Genomic DNA, 20088 nt, shown 5'->3' with positions numbered 1-20088 from the left:
TGGCCGGACCCCCGCTCCGGTTGCCCACGACGAGTACTGAGACGTTACGCATCGACATCACCGCTGCGAGACGGGCCGGATGTCGATACGCAAAGTCTCAGCCGAGGTCGTTCCTCAGCCCCAGAACACGTGCTCCACGACGTGACGTGCCCGTCGCGTCGCGCGCAGGTAGTCGTCGACCATGTGCTCGCCGCCGTCGATGCCGTAGCCGAGCAGCCAGGCCACGCCGGCGCGGTCGTTGGCGTTCTCGGGCAGCGATGCGACGGGCCGGTTGCGCAGCAGCACGTAGGCGTTGCGGATGCGGCTCACCAACCGCCACGCCTCCTCCAGCACCGCTGCCTCCTCCGACGCGAGCAGGCCGGCCTCGGCGGCCGCGTGCAGCGCCGGCAGCGTCTCGGTCGTCCGCAGGCCCTCGACCGTGGAGGCGTGCTGCATCTGCAGGAGCTGGACCGTCCACTCGACGTCGGCGATGCCTCCGCGGCCGAGCTTGAGGTGCGTGGCGGGGTCGGCGCCGCGCGGCAGCCGCTCGGAGTCGACACGCGCCTTGATCCGACGAATCTCGCGGACGTCGTCATCCGAGACCCCTGCCTCCGGCCAGCGCAGCGGGTCGACCATCTCGCGGAAGGCCGCGCAGAGGTCCGGATCGCCCACGACCGGCGCAGCGCGGAGCAGCGCCTGCGCCTCCCAGACCATGGACCAGCGAGCGTAGTAGGCGCGGTACGACGCGAGCGTGCGCACCAGCGGACCGGACCGACCCTCGGGACGGAGGTCGGCATCGACCTCGAGCGCCGGATCGGGGCCTGCCGTGCCGACCATGCGGCGCAGCTCGGTGGCGACGGCGCTCGCCGCCTGCGTGGCGGCCGACTCGTCCGTGTCCGGCAACGGGTCGTGGACGAACATCACGTCGGCGTCGGAGCCGTACGCCGACTCGCGACCGCCGAGGCGCCCCATGAGGACGACGGCGATGCGGGTGCCCACCGGTGCTCCACGCTGGCCCTCGACCGTGCGGGTCGCGATCTGCAGGGCGGCGTCGAGCGTGGCTGCGGTCAGATCGCTCAGCGCGTGCCCGACCTCGACGATGTCGAGCCGACCGAGCACGTCCGACATGGCGATGCGCGACAGCTCACGACGGCGTACGCGGCGGACGGTGCGCAGCGCCTCGTCCGCACTCGCGTGACGCCGGACCGCCGAGCGGGTCTCGGTCGCTATCCGGTCGTACGTGCGCGGCTCGAGCTGGCTGTCGTCGCCGAGCATCGCGACGGCCTCCGGCGCGCGCTGGATGAGGTCCGTGACGTAGGCGCTGCCGGCGAGCATCTTGGCGAGCTGCTCCGCACCGGCGCCCTCGTCCCGCAGCTTGCGGAGATACCAGTGGGTGGCGCCGAGGCTCTCCGAGACCTTCCGGAACGCGAGCAGGCCACCGTCGGGGTTGGGTGAGTCGGCGAACCACGCGAGCATCGCCGGCATCAGGTGCCGCTGGATGGCGGCCGAACGGCGCACACCCGCCGTGAGTGCCTTGATGTGGATGAGGGCCGCGCGCGGGTCGGCGTATCCCAGCGCCTCGAGCCGTGCCTGCGCCGCCTCCGGCGTGAGCCGCAGCGCATCGGAGGGCATGGAGGCGACGGCGTCGAGGAGCGGGCGGTAGAACAGCTTGTGGTGCAGCCGCAGGACCTCGCGACGCTGCGCCTGCCACTCCTTCACCAGGTTCTTGGCGGGGTCGCTGCGGAACGCGAGCGTGCGCCCGATCATCCGCAGCGTGTCGTCCTCGGTCGGGACCAGGTGCGTACGGCGCAGCCCGTCGAGCTGGATGCGGTGCTCGAACATCCGCAGGAACGTGTAGGCCTCCGTCATCGCCGCGCCGTCGGTACGGCCGACGTACCCGCCGTCGACGAGCGCTCGCAGCGCGTCGGTCGTGGAGCGGACGCGCAGCCGCTCGTCGGTACGACCGTGGACGAGCTGGAGCAGCTGCACCGCGAACTCGACGTCGCGGAGGCCGCCCGGCCCGAGCTTGAGCTCGCGGTCGAGCTGCGGCGCCGGGATGTTGTCGATCACGCGGCGCCGCATGCTGCGGGTGTCGGCCATGAAGTTGGGCCGGGTCGCCGCCTGCCACACCATCGGGGCGAGCGCGTCGACGTAGTCCTGGCCCAGCTCGGCGTCGCCCGCGACCGGCCGCGCCTTGAGCAGCGCCTGGAACTCCCAGGTGCTCGCCCAGCGCTCGTAGTAGGCCACGTGGCTGGACAGCGTGCGGACGAGCGGCCCGTCCTTGCCCTCGGGACGGAGGTTGGCGTCGACCTCCCAGATCGTCCCCTCGCGGGTGTGCTCGCCGCAGATCCGGATCAGTGCCGCCGCGAGCCGCGTCGCGACCTTCGTCGCCTTCTGCTCGTCGGCGCCGTCGGCCGGCGCGTGGACGAAGATGACGTCGACGTCGCTGACGTAGTTGAGCTCCCGGCCACCGCACTTGCCCATCGCGACGACGGACAGGCGCGCCGCGTCGGAGTCGTCGACCTCGTGCCGGGCGAGGCGGAGCGCCGTCGAGAGCGTCGCACCGGCGAGATCGGCGAGCTCGGCCGACGTCGTCTCGTACGGGCTGCGTCGGGTGAGGTCACGGGCGGCGATCTGGAGGAGCTGGCGCTTGTACGCCACCCGCAGCGCGTCCGGGTCGTCGACGTCGGCGAGGACCTGCTCGAAGGCGTGCTGGTCCCGGGGCGCGAGCGGCATCGTGGTCGCCCGCAGGTCGAGGACCGCCTCCGGATGGATGACGAGGAACTCCCCCAGTGCGCGACTCGCGCCGAGCACGGCGACCAGACGGGTCAGGAGCTCGGGGTCGGCCTCGAGGTGCGACACGAGGTCGGGGTCGTCGATCCCCGGCAGCTCGCGGTACGCCGCCGCGACCTCGCAGAGGTGGCGCAGCGCCAGATCGGGGTCCGCCCCGTGGGCGACCCGCTCGACGACGGCTTCGGAGCCCACCCCGCACTGGTGGAGCAGCCGGGAGGCGCCGTCGGCGTCAGCGAATCCGAGCCGAGCCAACCACCCCGACGTCGTCCGCAGCCGCTGCGGCCTCTGGTCGTCGGCCACCTCAGACCCGGGTGATCAGCCGGTCGAGCTCGAACTGCGTGACCTGCGTGCGGTAGTCGTGCCACTCCGCACGCTTGTTGCGCAGGAAGAAGTCGTAGACGTGCTCGCCCAACGTCTCCGCGACCAGCTCGCTGCTCTCGGCCTCGCGGATCGCCTCGTCGAGGTTGCGGGGCAGCGGCGCGATGCCGAGCGCACGTCGCTCGGTCTCGGTCAACGCCCAGACGTCGTCCTCGGCCTCCGGCGGCAGCTCGTAGTCCTCCTCGATGCCCTTGAGGCCAGCGGCGAGCACCATCGCGAACGCGAGGTAGGGGTTGCAGCCGGAGTCGATCGCGCGGTGCTCGATGCGTGCCGACTGCCCCTTCTGCGGCTTGTACATCGGCACGCGGATGAGGGCCGAGCGGTTGTTGTGACCCCAGCACACGTACGACGGCGCCTCGCCGCCGAAGATGAGCCGCTTGTAGGAGTTGACCCACTGGTTGGTCACCGCGGTGATCTCGGAGGTGTGCCGGAGGATGCCGGCGATGAACGACCGCCCGGTGCGCGACAGCTGGTATTCGGCTCCGGCCTCGTAGAAGGCGTTCTCGTCACCCTCGAACAGGCTCATGTGGGTGTGCATGCCCGACCCGGGGTGCTCGGTGAACGGCTTGGGCATGAAGCTCGCCCACAGGCCCTGCGAGAGCGCGACCTCACGGACCACCGTGCGGAAGGTCATGATGTTGTCGGCCGTGGTGAGCGCGTCGGCGTAGCGCAGGTCGATCTCCTGCTGACCCGGCCCACCCTCGTGGTGGCTGTACTCGACGGAGATGCCCATCGCCTCGAGCATCGTGATGACCTCGCGGCGGAAGTCCTGTCCGCCACCCTGAGCGGTGTGGTCGAAGTAGCCGGAGTCGTCCACGGGCGTCGGGATGCCGCCGGGCTCGGGCTTGCCCTTGAACAGGAAGAACTCGACCTCGGGGTGGGTGTAGAAGGTGAACCCCATCTCGGCGGCCTTCGCGAGCGTCCGCTTGAGGACGAACCGCGGGTCGGCGTACGAAGGGCTCCCGTCGGGCAGCTGGATGTCGCAGAACATGCGCGCGGTGGCGGGGGTCTCGCCTCGCCACGGGAGGATCTGGAAGGTCGACGGGTCGGGCTTGGCGAGCATGTCGGCCTCGTGGACACGCGCGAAGCCCTCGATGGCCGATCCGTCGAAACCGATGCCTTCGTCGAAGGCGCCCTCGAGCTCCGCGGGCGCGACCGCGACCGACTTGAGATGTCCGAGGACGTCGGTGAACCACAGCCGTACGAAGCGGACGTCGCGCTCCTCGAGCGCGCGCAGCACGAAGTCTTCCTGCTTACCCATGGGGTAAGCATGCCTGGGATTCATGACGAACGGGTGAACCGGGGTGGGAGGCCGCCACCGCTAGGCTCGACCCGTGCCTCAGCTCCGCGTCGCTCTCGCCCAGGTCAACGCTCGGGTGGGAGACCTCGACTTCAACGCCGCCCTCGTCCTCGAGCAGTGTCGTGCCGCCCACGAGGCCGGCGCGCACGTGGTCGTGCTCCCCGAGATGGTGCTCACCGGCTACCCGCTCGAGGACCTCGCGTTGAGGGCTTCGGTGGTCGCGGCGTCCCGTGCGGCGGCCGAGGACCTCGCCGCCCGTCTGGCCGACGAGGGTCTCGGCGACCTCGTCGCGTTCGTGGGCTTCCTCGATCAGGCCGACGGCGCCCCCGAGGGCCTCGGCATCCCCAAGAACGCGCCGCAGAACACCGTCGCGGTCATGCACGGCGGCCGGATCGTCGCCCGCCAGGCCAAGATCCACCTCTGGAACTACGGCGTCGGCGACGAGCTCCGCACCTTCGTCCCCGGCGACAGGCTGCAGGTCGTCGAGGTGCGCGGGGTCGACGTGGCCACCCTGATCTGCGAGGACCTCTGGCGCGACGGCATCGCTTCGGCGGTGCGCGCCGCGGGCGCCGGGCTGCTGGTCGTCCCGAACGGCTCGCCGTACGAGGCCGACAAGGACGACGTCCGGCTCGAGCTCTGCCGCCGTCGTGCGGTCGAGGGGGACGTGGCGCTGGCGTACGTGAACCTCGTCGGCGGGCAGGACGAGCTCGTCTTCGACGGCGACTCGCTGGTCGTCGACGCGGCCGGCGCGCTGCTCGGAAGGACCGCGCAGTTCGTCGAGGAGCTTCTGGTCGTCGACCTCGACCTCCCGGCGGCACGGCGCCTGATGCCGCCGGCGGACACCCGCTTCGCCGGCCTGCGCATCGAGCGCACGGTGATCTCCACCGACCCTGTCGAGCCGTACGAGCCGGTGACCTCCCCGATCCTCCCCCGCCTGGGCAACCTCGAGGAGATCTACCGCGCGCTCGTCACGGGCCTGCGCGACTACGTCGACAAGAACGGCTTCCGCTCGGTGCTGCTCGGGCTGTCGGGCGGGATCGACTCGACCCTGTGCGGGGCCATCGCGGTCGATGCGCTCGGTCCCGAGCGGGTGTTCGGCGTGTCGAACCCCAGCGAGTACTCGACCGAGCACTCGCGCTCCGACGCCGCGGAGCTGGCACGCAGGACGGGCCTGAACCTCCGCACCGTCCCCATCGCGCCGATGGTGACGTCGTTCCAGGACGCCCTCGGACTCACCGGCCTCGCCGAGGAGAACCTTCAGGCGCGGGTGCGGGCGGTGGTGTGGATGGGTCTTTCCAACCAGGAAGGCCACCTCGTGCTGGCCTGCGGCAACAAGTCAGAGGTCGCCACGGGCTACTCGACGATCTACGGGGACGCGGTCGGCGGCTACGCGCCGATCAAGGACGTGCGCAAGACGCTCGTGTGGGAGCTCGCGCGGTGGCGCAACGCGCACGCCGAGGCTCGCGGCGAGGAGCCGCCGATCCCCGAGAGCACGATCAGCAAGCCGCCCTCGGCCGAGCTCCGTCCCGGGCAGCTCGACACCGACTCGCTGCCGCCGTACGAGGTCCTCGACGGGATCCTCGACGCCTACGTCGAGCGCGACCTGCCGGCGGCTGCCGTCGTCGCGGAGGGCTACGACCCGGAGCTGGTCGAGCGGGTCGTCACGCTGGTCGACCGCGCGGAGTACAAGCGCCGCCAGTACCCGCCGGGCCCGAAGGTCACCCGTCGCAACTTCGGCCGCGACCGTCGGGTCCCGATCACGCACCGCTGGCGCGAGCACCTCGCCGACGGCTGACGGCGGTGCGCCGGTGCCCGGGCTCTCCACCCCGGGCACCGACGCACTCCGCGCTCAGCAGCTCGGTGGCAGCGCCGTACGGTCGAGCGTCACCTCCTGGCCACGCGTCACCCGTACCGTCCCGGCGTCCTTCCAGGCACCGTTGCCTCGGCGACAGCTCAGGCTCCACGACTCCCTCACGTTGGCCGTGAACGCCTGGCTCGGGCGGTCCGAGGGATTGACGTGCCACGTGAAGCGGCCGCCCTTCGGCACGGTCATGGTCGTCTCGACGCGGTCGTCGACCGGGAGAACCAGCGGAACCGTCTCACCGGGCAGCGTCACGGGCGACGTCGTCAGGGACACGTCCTTCCGCAGCGCCAGCTCGGTGCCCGGCTTGGCCGCCCCCGAGACCACCGCGTGATAAGCAGGGTCGCTCGCCTGCCCGAACGCCGTGAGGAACGCCTCGCGTGCGGTCGACCCCTCGTACTCCCCCGTCCCCAGGTACTGGTCGATGACCGACGGGTACGGCGGGTGGAAGCGGTCGTTGTCGCGGTGACCCGGTGTGTTCTCGAACGTGAACGCGAACGTGCCGCTGGTGTAGAAGGACGTCTGCTCGGCCGTGCCGCTGGCGTCGTAGTAGATCTCAGGCCACGGGCCGGCGGGCCACCCCATGATCTGACCGAGGATCTCCGCGATCTTCTGGTAGACCGCCTCCTCGGCGGGAGTCGGCTCGTTCGGTGCACTCGGTACCCGCAGCACCCGCTCGTCGGGAGTGTGGTTGCTGATCGCCAGCGTGACGTGGTGGGAGTTCACCAGGTCGATCATGTTGGCGATCTCCGGCTCCGAGGCCGGTGCGGCACCGCGGTAGTTGCTGTCGGTCGCGCGTGCCCCGGACCCCGGACCGCCCCAGAACGCCGTGTAGTTGCGGTTCAGGTCGACGCCCAGGTTGGCCGCCCCGGCTGCTGCGCACTCGGCCCGTGTCGGGACGGCACCGTCGCGTACGCGACAGTTCTTTCGCTTCTGCTCGTGGACCAGCCCGCGTGACATCTCGTACCCGTCGGGGTTGACCACGGGCACGGCGACGAGACGTCCTCGCTCGAGCAAGGACGTGATGCGTGCGTCGTCGCCGTCGTTCTGGACGAGGTCCCAGAGGAACTCCATCGTCAGCTCGGTCGTGGGCCACTCCCGCGAGTGCGTCAGACCCGTGAGGAGGAACACGGGCTTGCCGCTGTCAGCCGTCACGTCGTGCGTGACCTCCACGCCGTACACGGGCGTGCCGAGCAGCGAGGGGCGTGGCAGCCGGAACAGCGAGACCGTCCGGGGGTAGCGCCTCGCCAGCTCCTTCAGCTCGGCGTTGACGTCCTTCAAGGTCCGGTAGGACACCCGCCCGGTCGGGAGGTCCGAGCGCTCGGCCGGGTCGGCGGCAGCTGCCGCCGCCGCCTGTGCTTCGGCGGCACGCGCCTTGCGGTTGACGGCGTCGACGTCCTCGACCACCACGTCCCAGCCGAAGCCGGCCTTGCGCAACGCGCGTGCGTCGGACTCGCCGTGCAGCATCACCTCCACGTCACCACCGCGGTGTCCGGCGCCTCCGTGGTGTCCGACCTCGTCCAGTCCGAGCGCCGTGAGCCGCTCGTGGTCGGCCCGCCCGTCGAGCGCGACCTCGACGATCGTCGTTCTCCCGGGCTCGTACTCGCTCGGCTCGTCGGCCACCGCGGACCCTTGCCCGAGCGCTCCCATGGTCAGGGCGAGCGCTGCGAGCGACGCCACCATCCCTCCCCGGCGACTGCCGGGCCTCTGACGTTCCCTCATCGCTCCACCTCTTCGCTCGATGAAATCGTGTGGGCCCAATCTGGCGGAATTCCATTTCTCGCGCACGGCAAACGGTTAATTGCGTGTTACGCAAAACACATCAGGGTCGTCGTCCGGGGGTGCAACGAGCCGCTGACCCCGTGGCAGGCTGAAGGCGTCCGCGGACTCCGTCCGGGAGCTGCGAGAACGAAGGAACGACGATGACCGAACCCACAGGAACGCCACCCTCCGCTGAAGAACCCGCGCCGTACGGCACCGCGTCCACGCCGCCGCCGGCAGCACGCAAACGCGTCCGCACCCACACGCTCCAGCAGATGAAGGAGCGCGGTGAGAAGTGGGCGATGCTCACCGCCTACGACCAGTACGCCGCGGAGATCTTCGACGAGGCCGGCGTGCTCGTCCTGCTCGTCGGCGACTCGGCCGCCAACAACGTCTACGGGTACGAGTCCTCGCTGCCCGTCTCCGTCGACGAGCTGGTCCCGCTCGTGCGGGGTGTCACGCGTTCGGTGACGTACGCACACGTCGTCGCCGACCTGCCCTTCGGCAGTTATCAAGGGTCGCCGGAGCAGGCGTACGACACCGCCGTCCGCTTCATGAAGGAGGGCCGTGCCCACAGCGTCAAGCTCGAGGGCGGGGCAGAGATGGCGCCGCAGATCCGGCGACTCACCCAAGGTGGCATCCCCGTGATGGCTCACATCGGCTTCACCCCGCAGTCGGAGCACTCGCTCGGCGGCTACCGCGTGCAAGGACGCGGTGACGCGGCCAAGAAGACGATCGACGACGCGCTCGCGGTCCAGGAGGCAGGCGCGTTCGCGGTGGTCATGGAGATGGTGCCGGGTGACGTCGCGACCGAGATCACTCAGCGTCTGACCATCCCGACGATCGGGATCGGAGCCGGCGTCGGCACCGACGCCCAGGTCCTGGTCTGGCAGGACATGATGGGGCTGCGCACTGGCAGGCTGCCACGGTTCGTGAAGACCTACGCCGACCTGCGGGCGACGATGCTCGACGCCGCGCGCGCGTACGTCTCCGACGTGGAGGGCGCGGCGTTCCCCACCGACGAGCACACCTTCTGAGGCCGTCGCCCCGCGCGCCGGGCGCGCCCGGCGCGCGGGGGGCCGTCAGCCCAGTCGGATCCCCGCGAGCTGGGTCGCCTGCGCGACGAGCCGTCCGGTGCTGTCCCAGACGAACGTGGCCTCGTCGACCCGCTGGGCCGCGACGGTCTGGGCACGGTGCAGGATCGTGAGCGGACCCGGCGCGGGCAGCGCCCGCACGTAGACGGTCATCTCGAGCGTGGGCACCCAGCCCGTCGGCTCGATCTCGAACGTCGCGGGAGGGAATGCGTCGACGGCGTAGAGCAGCGAGACCGGGTCGAACGGCGCGTCGTCGAGGAACGACAGCCAGCCGCGCAGCTCCCCCGACCCGCTCGGACGACCGGCGGCGAAGCCCAGGGTCACGGGGTCGAGGCGCAGGTCGACCTGCTCCATCACCGGCACCGGTACGCCGGTCGGGCTGGTGCCGGGCACCCGCACTCCCTCGTCGCGGTCGCCGGCCGGCCGGGGTGGCGCACCACGGTCCCAGTGGGCAGGGGCGCCGTCGGCGAGTCGCCCCACCATGAGCACCGCCTCGACGCAGGCCTGGCCGTCCTGCCGCATCGTCGCTCGTACGTGGTCGGCGCTGCGACCCTTGCGCAGCACCACGGTCTCGATCTCGACCGGCCCGGAATCGGGCGAGTGGAGGAAGTGTGCCGACGACGTGATCACGTGCTCGTGCCCGACGCTCGCGACCGCTGCTCGCCCGAGCAGCGCGAGCAGGTAGCCGCCGTTGGGCTTGTCCGCGACCGCCCACTCGGGGTCGACCTCAGCCGCGAAGCCGTCGTCGGTCGGACGGACGGCGCTGACGTCGGTGAAGGGCCGGAGCGCAGGCATGGGACTCCTCGGGTCGGCAGGATCCCATGATGACCCCGTCGACCGGCAGCCCGGTCACGGGGTCAGGTGGTGGACCGCCCGGGACCAGGAGCATCGTCGTTCCACTCGGGATCGTTGTCCCACCGCTCGTTGCGCTCCTGCGCCAGCTCGAGCGCGTGCTCGGCCTCCTCGCGGGTGGAGTACGGGCCCAGGCGATCGATCGCCTTGCAGCCCTCCTCGCCCTCGACCGTGTGGTGCTTGATGCAGTAGTAGAACTTCGCGTCCGCCATCATTGACCTCCTGCCCCCATCCTGCCCGAGCAGGACGAGGCTCGCCGAACGCCCCGGCGGTCCCGCCTACACTCGACGCGTGACCGTGCTGAGCCCCCACACCCTCTCCCCCCGTCGCAGCGTCCCCGCCTCGATCGAGGTGCCCGAGTACGTCGGCCGCAAGGCGCCCGCGCCGTACGAGGGCCCCGAGATCCGCAGCGCCGAGACGATCCGGGCGATGCGCTACGCGGGCCGGCTCGCCGCCCAGGCCCTGGACGCGGTCGAGGCAGCGATCGCGCCAGGTGTCACGACCGACGAGCTGGACGCCGTCGGCCACGCCTTCCTCGTCGAGCACGGCGCGTACCCCTCGACGCTCGGCTACCGCGGCTACCCCAAGTCGCTGTGCACCAGCGTCAACGAGGTGATCTGCCACGGCATCCCCGACGCCCGCCCGCTCGAGGACGGCGACATCGTCAACATCGACATCACCGCCTACGTCGGCGGGGTGCACGGCGACACCAACAAGACCTACCTCGTCGGCGACGTCGACGAGGAGTCGCGGCTCCTCGTCGAACGCACGGAAGAGGCGCTCATGCGCGCCATCCGGGCGGTGAAGCCCGGACGTCGCATCAACGTTGTCGGCCGTGTCATCGAGTCCTACGCCAAGCGCTTCGGCTACGGAGTCGTCCGCGACTTCACCGGGCACGGCGTCGGTCCGGCCTTCCACGACGGACTGATCGTGCCGCACTACGACGACCCGGGACACGACACCGTGATCAAGACCGGGATGACCTTCACGATCGAGCCGATGCTCACCCTCGGCACCATCGACTGGGACCTGTGGGACGACGGCTGGACGGCGACGACCAAGGACCGCTCGCGCACGGCGCAGTTCGAGCACACGCTCCTGGTGACCGACTCGGGCGCGGAGATCCTGACGCTGCCGTGACCGGGGTCAGAGTGATCTACGACGCACTGTCGTAGGGACCGTGGGATGCTGCCGCACCACCAGGTACGGTCGGTGCCGTGACCGCACTCGCCACACCCCCGCAGACCCACGCCCGCACCCGGACCGCCTTCCGCGTGGTCGCCTTCGCCGAGGCGGTGTCCTGGGCCGGCCTGCTGATCGGGATGTTCTTCAAGTGGGTCCTCGAGACCACCGAGCTGGGCGTCAAGATCTTCGGTCCCATCCACGGCGGCATCTTCGTGGCGTACGTCCTCATGTGCCTCGTCGCGTGGCGCGCGTTCGGCTGGTCGTTCAAGGTGACGATCGCCGCGCTGGCGTCCGCCGTACCGCCGTTCTTCACCGTGGTCTTCGAGAGGTGGGCGGATCGCCGCGGCCTCCTCGGCCGCGCCGTCGGTCGCTAAGGGCGGATGAGCCGGCCTGTAGGCCGGATTCTGTCAGGGCGTCTCCGCCCCGGCGACCATCTCTCTCGGCGTCGCGTCACCACGACGCTCCAGCGACCTACCCGCAGGCTCGGCGAGCAGCGTCAGCGCCTGCGCGGACCCGAAGGTCCTTCTTGGTCTTGCTCCCGATGGGGTTTACCTAGCCGCCCCGGTCACCCGAGGCGCTGGTGGGCTCTTACCCCACCCTTTCACCCTTACCCGCACCTCACGCGTCGCGTGAGGCCGCTGGCGGTCTGCTCTCTGTGGCACTGTCCCGCACGTCGCCGTGGGTGGGCGTTACCCACCATCGTGCTCTGTGGAGTCCGGACCTTCCTCGGCGCCCTCGGTGCGAGACCGACGACGACGCGGCCGCCCGGCCGACTCATCCGCAGCAGCCACAGTAGCCGACATCACCCTCCCCGGTCTGGCCGCATCCCCCCGCCCGCCGTACGCTGGGTGGAGCGAAAGGGAGTAGTCCCCAACATCCGTGTCGACACACTGACCTCCGGGTCCGGTACGGACGGCGTCGCCTCGCGCGGCGCGGACGAGACTTTCGGCCAGCGACACGACCCTATGGACGTGCCTGGTCGAAGGGACTCCCTCGAGGCTCCTCGACCAGGTGCCGAGGAGCCCTTCTCATGCTGTACGCGTTCTTGCTGAGCACCGCGGTCATCTTCGTGGCCGAGCTCGGCGACAAGAGCCAGCTGATGGCGATGACGTTCGCCACCCGCTACCGACCCCGCGACGTGCTGATCGGCATCACGGTCGCCACCGCGGTCGTCCACCTCCTCTCGGTGGGCATCGGGTTCTGGGTCGGTGAGGCGTTCGCGGATGCGCAGCAGTGGATCACCCTCGCCGCCGGTCTGGCGTTCCTCTTCTTCGCCGCCTGGACCCTGCGCGGCGACGAGCTCAGCGCCGACGAGCGGGAGAAGGCCACCCGCAGCAGCGGGTCCGCGGTGTGGGCCGTCGGCGGGGCGTTCTTCCTCGCCGAGCTCGGTGACAAGACGATGCTCGCGACCATCACGCTCGCCACGCAGGAGGACTGGTTCGGCACGTGGGTCGGCAGCACGGTGGGCATGGTCGCCGCCGACGCGCTCGCGATCCTGCTCGGCGCCTGGATCGGCAAGCAGCTGCCGGAGAAGGCCATCCGCTACGGCGCGTCGGCGTTGTTCGCGGTCTTCGGGCTGTGGCTCGTCGCGGAAGGCGCCGGCCGGCTCTGAGGCAGCCCACGGGTTCCTGTCACGGCCCGTCCCACCGGAAGCGTACGGAGCGCGCATCGACGTCGGCCCGCTCCAAGGTCAGCCGTACGGGCTCACCCAGGGGCAGCGGCACGTCCGCCGCGACCGGAGCCTCGACCGCAGGGTCGTCGAGGAGGGCCGTCCCGCGAGTCGGATCCTTGTCGTCGGCGTCGATCACCGTGCCGGTGAACGTGCGTCCGACGGCGTCGGCCAGCACGACGGCCTCCACCAGGTCGAGCACCGCTCGGTCGAACGACGAGGCGACGCGGCCGGTCCCCGCCATCACCGCGGGCAGCCTCGGAAGCCCGGCCCGTACCCACTCGGGCACGTCCACGCCCGCACTGACCGCGAGGCACACCTCGCTCACGTAGCGGTCCGCGAGCCGCCGCAGCGGCGCCGTCGCGTGGGCGTACGGCGCCGCGATCGCGCTGTGCTCGGCGTAGTCCGGCGGCGCCCCGTCGAACGCGGCGTAGTCCGCCCCGCGCAGCAGGCCCGTGCACGCCTCGAGCATCGCGACGTGCCGGGGGTTCGCCGGATCGAGGGTCCGGACGAAGTCGGGGTACGACATCGCCTCGGGCCACGGGACCTCGAGCCCACGCGCCGCCCTCTTCAACCGCCCGACCGCTCGCTCGTCCGCGGGCGGCAGCGTGCGCACCAGCCCGACTCCCGCCTCCAGCATGAGACCGGCCGCCGCCATCCCGGTGAGAAGCGAGATCTGCTCGTTCCACCCCTCCGCCGGCACCGGCTCGCGGAACGTCAAGGACCACGAGCCGTCCTCCGCGCGGTCGATCTCCTGCGAGGGCAACGGGAGGCTCACACCGCCCCGTTCGGCCTCCAGCGCCTGTCGCCGCTCCCCCACCTCACGCAGCAGCGTCAGCGTCTCCGGGCCTGAACCGGCCACCACCTGGGCCTGCACGCCGTCGTAGTCGAGCTGGGCCGTGCTGCGGACCCGTGCGCGCGTCACCGCGACGCCGACCTGACGGCCCGCGGCGTCGAGGTCGATCGACCAGAGCACGGCGGGACGCACGACGTCGGGAAGCAGGCTCGCAGCATCCTCGGACAGCACCGCAGGGTGGAGCGGGATCCGTCGCGTCGGGGCGTACAACGTCTGGCCGCGCCGGTGCGCCTCCTCGTCGACCGCACCGCCGGGGACGACGTACGAGGCGACGTCGGCGATCGCGTAGTGCACGGTCCACCCCTCCCCGCGACGCTCGATGAACATCGCCTGGTCGAGGTCGCGGGCCCCGGGTGGGTCGATGGTGAGGAGCGGCAGGTCGGTCCGGTCGAGGTCGGGGAGCTGGACCCTGGCCGCCGAGGTCGCTGCCTCCTCCAGGACCGCGGGCGGGAACGCCGCATCGATCCCCAGCTCCTGCGCGACCGCGTCGATGCGGCTCTCGAGGGCGGGCACGGCGGACGGGTCGACCGAGTAGTACGCACGGGTCATGCCGCCACCCTAGAGAGCGGTCGATCCCCGCGCGGGCCGACACGATCGGTCCGATGCCCGCTCCGTAGGATCAGTGGGTGCTGGTCCTCCTCCCGCCGTCCGAAGGCAAGTCCGTCCCCCGGCGGGGTCGCCCGCTCGATCTCTCCACGTTGTCCTTCCCGACGCTGACGCCGACCCGTCGCCGGATCGCGGACACGCTCGTGGACCTGTGCACCCGGGACCCTGCCCGCGCGGCTGCGGTCCTCGGGCTCGGCCCGACGCAGGCCGACGCGCTCGCCCGCGACGCGAGCCTCTGGACCGAGCCGACCGCGCGGGCCGACGCCGTCTACGACGGCGTGCTGTACTCCGCGCTCGACCTCGGCACGCTGGACCCGGCCGCACGGCGGCGGGCCAGCCGCAGCCTGGCCTTCGCCAGCGGCCTCTTCGGGCTCCTCCGTCCGACGGACCGCATCCCGGCCTATCGGTTGTCGGGCAACGTGACGCTGCCCGGGCTGGGCACCATCGCGAGCCAGTGGCGCGACGAGCTCGGGCCGGTCGTCGCCGACGCGGTCGGCGACGGTCTGCTGATCGACCTCCGGTCCTCGACGTACGCCGCGCTCTGGCGACCCCACGGACCGAAGGACCGGGTCGCGACCGTCCGTGTCCTGCACGAGTCGAACGGTCGTCGGAGCGTCGTCAGCCACTTCAACAAGGCCACCAAGGGCAGGATCGTCCGGGCGCTCCTGCGCGAGGGCGCGTCACCGGCGACGGTGTCCGCGCTCGCCGCCGACCTGCGCGACCTCGGCTGGACCGTCGAGCAGCACGCGGGCCGCCTGGACGTCGTCGTGACCGAGGTCTGACCCCCCGCTCCGTCCGCGCTGTGTGCAGTTGGTCAAGGAATCCGGTACGCAATTCCTTGACGTACTGCACACAGCGGGGAGGGGACGGCCTAGCGGGGAGGGGACGGCCTGTCGGGGAGGGGAGGGACGGCCAGCCGGGGGCGGGACGGTCAGACGGGGACGACGTCGTACGCGCGCAGGGTCGAGATGCCGTCCGGCCAGACCCGCACCGTGCTCACCGACGCGGGCTGCAGCTCGAGCCGGTGGATGACCGGCATCGGTGCGTCGAGCGCCAGCCTGACGAACATCTTGATCGGCGTCACGTGGCTCACGAGCACGACGTGCTTGCCGCCGTACGACGCCACGAGCCGACGCTGCAAGCGCTGGACGCGCGCAAACACGTCGTCGTACGACTCACCGCCCGGCGGCGCCACGGACGTCGAGGCGAGCCACGCGTCGAGGGCCTCCGGGTCGCGCTCCTGGACCTGCGCGAACGTCAGGCCGTCCCACGCGCCGAACGACGCCTCGACCAGTCCGGGCTCCACGACGACCTCGACGCCGAGGTCGTTCGCCAGCACCTCGGCGGTCTCGCGGCAGCGACGCAGCGGCGAGCTCACGACGACGTCGACGGCCTCGGCGTCGGCACGGGAGACGTACGCCGCCGCACGGTGGACCTGGGCGCGGCCGACGTCGTTCAGGCCGGGGTCAGCGCCGTCGGACCCGGAGAAGACCTTCGCGAGCGTGCTGTCGGTGGCGCCGTGGCGGACCAGCGTCAACGTGGTCGGCGGGTCGGCCAGCGGATCGCGCCACCCGACCATCGGGTTGCGGGACCCGGCCGGGGCAGCGGTCGCCGTCGTCCCGGGGGCCTGGGGGGCCGGGTCTGCCGCTCGGCGCCGTTTGGGCTTGCCGGCCGCCTCGTCGAGCGCGTCGTTGAGGATCGCGTCCGCAGCCTTGTTGCGCTCGCGCGGCACCCACGTCCACTCGACGCCGAACGGGGCGAGCTGCTGGGCCCGCAGGGCGAGCGGCTTCATGTCGGGATGCTTGACCCGCCACCGGCCCGCCATCTGCTCGATCACGAGCTTGGAGTCCATCCGGACCTCGACCTCGGCCTCCGGGGCGTGCTCGGCGAGGAGCTCGAGGCCGGCGATGAGCCCGCTGTACTCGGCGACGTTGTTGGTCGCGATCCCGATCGTCTCCGCCCGCTGGGCGATGACCGCCCCGGTGTCGGCATCACGGAGGACCGCACCGTACGCCGCGGGGCCAGGGTTGCCGCGCGAGCCTCCGTCGGCCTCGATGACGACGCGACGCGGCGCCGTCACAGCCCGGACTCGCCGGTCCGGACGAGGATCCGGTTGCACTCCGGGCAGCGCAGCACGACGTCGCTCGGCGTGGCGGCGATCTCGCGAAGGTCGGCACCGTTGATCTCGAGCCGGCAGCCCTCGCACCGCTTGTGGCGCAGGGCCGCGGCTCCGACGCCGCCGTGGGTGTCGCGGATCTTGTCGTAGAGCGCGAGCAACGGGTCGGAGACACGTCCGACCGTCTGGCCGCGCTCGGCACGCAGCGCCTCCGCCGCCGCGTCGAGGTCGGCTGTCGACTCCTGGAGAGCACCGAGCTCGTCGGCGATCCGTGCCTCGATCGAGGCCAGCTCTCCGGTTGCCGCGGCCAGCTCGTTCTGGGCCGCCTCGAGCTCCTCCATCACCTCGAGCTCGTCGTCCTCGAGCGAGCCGATGCGCCGGTCGAGCGCGACGATCTCGTCCTGGAGCCGCTGCAGGTCCTTGGGGCTGCCGACCTGACCCGAGTCGAGCCGGGTCTGGTCGCGGTCGCGCCGTGCCCGGACGTTGGCGACCTCGCGGTCGGCCTTGGCCTGGTCGGCCGTGAGGTCCGACACCCTGGTCTGCGCCTGGACGCTGCGCGCGTGGACCGTCTCGCGCTCCCGGCGCAGCTGCTCGAGCGTCGCGACCTGGGGCAGGGTCTTGCGGCGGTGGGCGAGCCGTGCGAGCTGCGAGTCCAGACTCTGGACGTCGAGCAGGGCAAGCTGGTCGAACGGGTCAGCCTTCAGCGTGGGCTCCTCTGACGGGTACGGACCGGTGAGTGCGTACCGCTGGACATGGCAGGTGCTCCACCGTATTACTCCGACCACCCGAGGTGCGACGTCCACGGGTCGGTCACGGCGGTTGAGACCTGGACCTGAACCGTACTCCCTCGCTCGTCGAGCCAGCCTCGCAGCCGCTCGGCCAGCACGGGCAGCCAGGTCCACTCGGCCGCCCAGTGCGGCACGTCGAGGACCGCGGGGGCGTCGGCGTGCTCGCGCAGCTCCGAGACGGGATGGTGCCTGAGGTCGGACGTGACGTACGCGTCCACGCCGAGCGAGCGCGCGCGGTCCAGGAGGAAGTCACCGGACCCGCCGCAGACGGCGACCGTGCGCACCGGCGCGTCGGGATCGCCCGCGACCCTCACGGCGCTGTGGTGGGCAGGCAGCGCTTCGAGGACCTGCGTCGCGAACCTGCCCAACGGCACCGGGTCCGCGAGGATTCCCACGCGTCCGCTGCCCCGGTCGGGATCGGGGACCTCGGCGATCTCGGTGACGGTGTAGGCGACCTCCTCGTACGGGTGGGCCGCGAGCGCAGCGGCCAGCACGGCTTCGCGCAGCCGTCGGGCAGCGACCATCTCGACGCGGGTCTCCGCGACGTGCTCGACCGCACCGACCTCCCCGATCGCCGGTGCCGCCCCCTCCCCAGGCCGGAACGACCCCGTCCCGTCGCTGACGAACTGGCACCGGTCGTAGTCGCCGACCGACCCCGCGCCCGCGTCGTGCATCGCGGAGGCGACCGCAGCGGCGGCGTCGCGGGGAACGTAGACCACCCACGCGTCGAGCGGTTCGACCGGATCGGCGTCCAGCGGCCTGAGGTCGGTGAGCCCGAGTGCACGGGCGAGCGAGTCGGAGACCCCGAGCGCCGGCGAGTCGGCGTTGGTGTGGCAGGTGTGCAGCGTGATGCCGTGGCGTACGAGGTCCGTGACGACCCGGCCCTTCGGGGTCGTGGCCGCGACCGAGTGCACGCCCTTGAGCAGGAGCGGGTGGTGCGTGACGACGAGGTCGGCCTCGAAGGCGATCGCCTCGTCGACCACCGCGCGTACGGGATCGACCGCGAGCAGGATCCGACGCAGCGGGGCGTCGGGATCACCGACCGACGTCCCGACCGCGTCCCAGGAGTCGGCGTGACCCGGTGGGTACCACCTGTCGAGGAGGGCGATGACGTCGTGGACTCGCAGGTCGCTCACGCCCGTCAGCCTACGGCCACGGCGTGGTCCGTCCGTACAGCGCAGGACACCACGACGTCGCCGACCCGACGTCGCGCTCGACGTCGGAACGCAGGTAGACGCGGTGCCCGCAGACGTCGGCGACCTCGCGGTATCGCGTCGAGACGACCCGGTTGAACGCGTCGGTGTCGATCCCCCACCAGGTGAAAGACCCCATCTCCACCAGCCACTCCGGCGCCTCGGGGCCGGCCAGCAGCGCCGTCATCTCGTCGAGATCGGGGTCGAGGACGCGGACGGGCAGGCTCCACGAGTAGGGGTACGGCGCGAACAGCCCTGCGACCCGCAGGACCTGCGGCGAGCCGTAGGCGACCAGGCCCGCGTCGCCGGGCTCGGTCCGCTCGCCGATCCACTCCCCCACGGCCGTGCCGCTCGTCGGCCGGCCCTCGAGCGCTGCGGGAGTTCGCCACGCCACGGCCACGAACGTGGCCACGAGGGCCAGGGCGACGGCCACACGCGTGGTGCGCAGGAGCCCGCTGCGCACGGCGAGCGCCGCACCGAGGGCCAGCGGGAGCGCGAGCTGGAGCGCGTAGTGGCGCCACCAGGACCCACCGCCGACGATCCCGACAACGGCGCAGGCCAGGACCGCGAGGGTGGCGACCGCGACCGGCCGGCGGCGTTCGCGGACCGCCCCCCACACGGTCAGGACACCGAGGAGGAACGCACCCGTTCCCACGAGGGCGAGCACGAAGAGGCGCATCCGCAGCTCGGGCGCGACGGAGCTCGAGCTGATGATGACCTCCGCCGCCTGCTCGCGGAAGCCGTACATCGCCTCCCAGAACCCCCCGAGGCCGGGTCCGGTCACCGCCCAGACGAGCGTGGCGAGGAGCGGCAGCGAGGCACCGGCCGCGCCCGCCGCCGCCAGCTTCCAGCCACGGCGACCGCTCAACGCCCAGAGCACCGCGGCGAAGACCAGTCCGTCGACGACGTTCTGCTTCATCAGCACGGCCACCACGCCGGTGACACCCGCCCCGGCCGCGAGCGCCGCGCGCACCCGTGGAGACGTCACCTCGTACGCCGCGGCGAGCGCGAGCGCGACGGTGACCGCGGCGAAGACGACCGCCGGGAACACCGTGGCCATGCGCGGCCCGCTGAACGCCGGGGTGGAGGTCACCGCGCACATCACCAGCGCGGCGGCCAGCGCGCCGCGCGTGCCGCCGACAGCTCGTCCCGCGTACCAGGCGGCGGCGACCGCGACGAGGGCGAGCACCAGCGCCACCAGGCGGAGTGCGACCCGGTCTCCGAGGGAGCCGGAGAGCAGATCGGCGAAGCCGAAGAGGAGGATCAGGCCGGGAGGACGGTCGACCCACTGGTTGCCGTACAGCGAACCGTCCGTCGTCCCCCACTGGTGGGCGACGAGAAGGAACCCGCCCTCGTCCGAGGACAGCGGCGCCCACAGGTACGGCAGGCGGAACGCGGTCGTGAGCGCCAGCACCGCGACGAGGACCGCGCCACGTCGCCTCTCGATCCGGTGGACAGCACGACGCACCGTCGACCACATCGCCGGTGCGTCCGCCCCACGAGCCTGCGCGCTCAGTACTCGATCACCACCCCGATGTCCCACCCCGTGATCGCGAGCGGCGCCGTGACGTCAGTGACGGTCGCGGCAGGCATAAAGTCGGGCACGTCTCCCCCTGGTGACAGTGTGCGGCGTCTCCGACCATAACCGCCGCGACCC

Annotated in this window: 16 protein-coding genes and 1 other RNA gene; 6 read left to right on the top strand and 11 right to left on the bottom strand. The window is 71.7% G+C overall.

Going from position 1 to position 20088, the window contains the following annotated elements:
• Window positions 1–114: 114 nt before the first annotated feature.
• Together KV100_RS17005 and KV100_RS17000 are read right to left on the bottom strand one after the other, a co-directional pair.
• Window positions 115–3072: a bifunctional [glutamine synthetase] adenylyltransferase/[glutamine synthetase]-adenylyl-L-tyrosine phosphorylase gene (locus KV100_RS17005; RefSeq protein ID WP_308291466.1), complete on the bottom strand. Its 2958-nt coding sequence runs from the start codon at window positions 3070–3072 to the stop codon at window positions 115–117.
• A gap of 1 nt (window position 3073) precedes the next feature.
• Window positions 3074–4411, bottom strand: coding sequence for a glutamine synthetase family protein (locus tag KV100_RS17000; protein WP_220344283.1), 1338 nt, complete (start codon window positions 4409–4411; stop codon window positions 3074–3076).
• A 73-nt stretch (window positions 4412–4484) separates the two neighbouring features.
• Between KV100_RS17000 and KV100_RS16995 the strand changes: the two genes are divergently transcribed.
• The gene (locus tag KV100_RS16995) at window positions 4485–6245 is read left to right on the top strand and encodes an NAD+ synthase (protein WP_220344282.1); all 1761 of its coding nucleotides are present in this window, start codon (window positions 4485–4487) and stop codon (window positions 6243–6245) included.
• 54 nt (window positions 6246–6299) lie between these two features.
• On the opposite strand, the gene KV100_RS16990 is transcribed toward KV100_RS16995, so the two are convergent.
• Complete coding sequence (locus tag KV100_RS16990) at window positions 6300–8033, bottom strand: M14 family zinc carboxypeptidase (RefSeq protein ID WP_220344281.1); 1734 nt, start codon at window positions 8031–8033, stop codon at window positions 6300–6302.
• Between the two features lie 200 nt (window positions 8034–8233).
• On the opposite strand from KV100_RS16990, the gene panB reads away from it, so the two are divergent.
• Entirely contained in the window at window positions 8234–9109 is an 876-nt protein-coding gene (panB, locus tag KV100_RS16985; protein WP_220344280.1) for a 3-methyl-2-oxobutanoate hydroxymethyltransferase, read from the top strand.
• Between the two features lie 45 nt (window positions 9110–9154).
• Here panB and KV100_RS16980 read toward each other — a convergent pair whose 3' ends face one another.
• Both KV100_RS16980 and KV100_RS16975 read right to left on the bottom strand, forming a co-directional pair.
• Window positions 9155–9961, bottom strand: a complete 807-nt coding sequence (locus KV100_RS16980) for a thioesterase family protein (protein WP_220344279.1) — start codon at window positions 9959–9961, stop codon at window positions 9155–9157.
• A 62-nt stretch (window positions 9962–10023) separates the two neighbouring features.
• Window positions 10024–10230 (bottom strand): hypothetical protein, encoded by a 207-nt coding sequence (locus KV100_RS16975; protein ID WP_220344278.1) that lies wholly within the window; start codon window positions 10228–10230, stop codon window positions 10024–10026.
• 79 nt (window positions 10231–10309) lie between these two features.
• Between KV100_RS16975 and map the strand changes: the two genes are divergently transcribed.
• Complete coding sequence (gene map / locus KV100_RS16970; protein WP_220344277.1) at window positions 10310–11158, top strand: type I methionyl aminopeptidase; 849 nt, start codon at window positions 10310–10312, stop codon at window positions 11156–11158.
• A 77-nt stretch (window positions 11159–11235) separates the two neighbouring features.
• The gene (locus KV100_RS16965) at window positions 11236–11577 is read left to right on the top strand and encodes a DUF3817 domain-containing protein (protein ID WP_220344276.1); all 342 of its coding nucleotides are present in this window, start codon (window positions 11236–11238) and stop codon (window positions 11575–11577) included.
• 3 nt (window positions 11578–11580) lie between these two features.
• Here the strand turns inward: KV100_RS16965 and rnpB are convergent.
• An RNA gene (gene rnpB / locus KV100_RS16960) (RNase P RNA component class A) lies at window positions 11581–11980 on the bottom strand.
• Window positions 11981–12233: 253 nt separating this feature from the next.
• On the opposite strand from rnpB, the gene KV100_RS16955 reads away from it, so the two are divergent.
• Window positions 12234–12815 (top strand): TMEM165/GDT1 family protein, encoded by a 582-nt coding sequence (locus tag KV100_RS16955; RefSeq protein ID WP_220344275.1) that lies wholly within the window; start codon window positions 12234–12236, stop codon window positions 12813–12815.
• A 19-nt stretch (window positions 12816–12834) separates the two neighbouring features.
• Here KV100_RS16955 and KV100_RS16950 read toward each other — a convergent pair whose 3' ends face one another.
• Window positions 12835–14277, bottom strand: coding sequence for an RNB domain-containing ribonuclease (locus tag KV100_RS16950; RefSeq protein ID WP_220344274.1), 1443 nt, complete (start codon window positions 14275–14277; stop codon window positions 12835–12837).
• Between the two features lie 77 nt (window positions 14278–14354).
• Here KV100_RS16950 and yaaA point away from each other — a divergent pair, with 77 nt between their 5' ends.
• Window positions 14355–15116, top strand: coding sequence for a peroxide stress protein YaaA (gene yaaA / locus KV100_RS16945; protein ID WP_220344273.1), 762 nt, complete (start codon window positions 14355–14357; stop codon window positions 15114–15116).
• A gap of 149 nt (window positions 15117–15265) precedes the next feature.
• On the opposite strand, the gene KV100_RS16940 is transcribed toward yaaA, so the two are convergent.
• The 4 genes from KV100_RS16940 to KV100_RS16925 are packed head-to-tail and all read right to left on the bottom strand — an operon-like array spanning window position 15266 to window position 19899.
• On the bottom strand, window positions 15266–16414 hold the full coding sequence (locus tag KV100_RS16940; RefSeq protein WP_220344272.1) for a bifunctional RNase H/acid phosphatase: 1149 nt from the start codon (window positions 16412–16414) through the stop codon (window positions 15266–15268).
• Window positions 16411–17253: a zinc ribbon domain-containing protein gene (locus KV100_RS20250; protein WP_220344271.1), complete on the bottom strand. Its 843-nt coding sequence runs from the start codon at window positions 17251–17253 to the stop codon at window positions 16411–16413. Before KV100_RS20250 ends, KV100_RS16940 begins: the two co-directional genes overlap by 4 nt.
• Window positions 17223–18374 (bottom strand): Nif3-like dinuclear metal center hexameric protein, encoded by a 1152-nt coding sequence (locus KV100_RS16930; RefSeq protein ID WP_220344270.1) that lies wholly within the window; start codon window positions 18372–18374, stop codon window positions 17223–17225. Before KV100_RS16930 ends, KV100_RS20250 begins: the two co-directional genes overlap by 31 nt.
• Before the next feature lie 10 nt (window positions 18375–18384).
• Window positions 18385–19899 carry a hypothetical protein gene (locus KV100_RS16925; protein WP_220344269.1) on the bottom strand — a complete coding sequence of 505 codons (1515 nt, stop codon included), beginning with the start codon at window positions 19897–19899 and terminating at the stop codon, window positions 18385–18387.
• Window positions 19900–20088 lie beyond the last annotated feature (189 nt).

This window comes from Mumia sp. zg.B21, from assembly GCF_019550855.1.
Taxonomy (GTDB): Bacteria; Actinomycetota; Actinomycetes; order Propionibacteriales; family Nocardioidaceae; genus Mumia.
The sequence above is the reverse complement of the archived record's forward strand: the minus strand, read 5'-3'. Positions and strand labels throughout refer to the sequence as shown.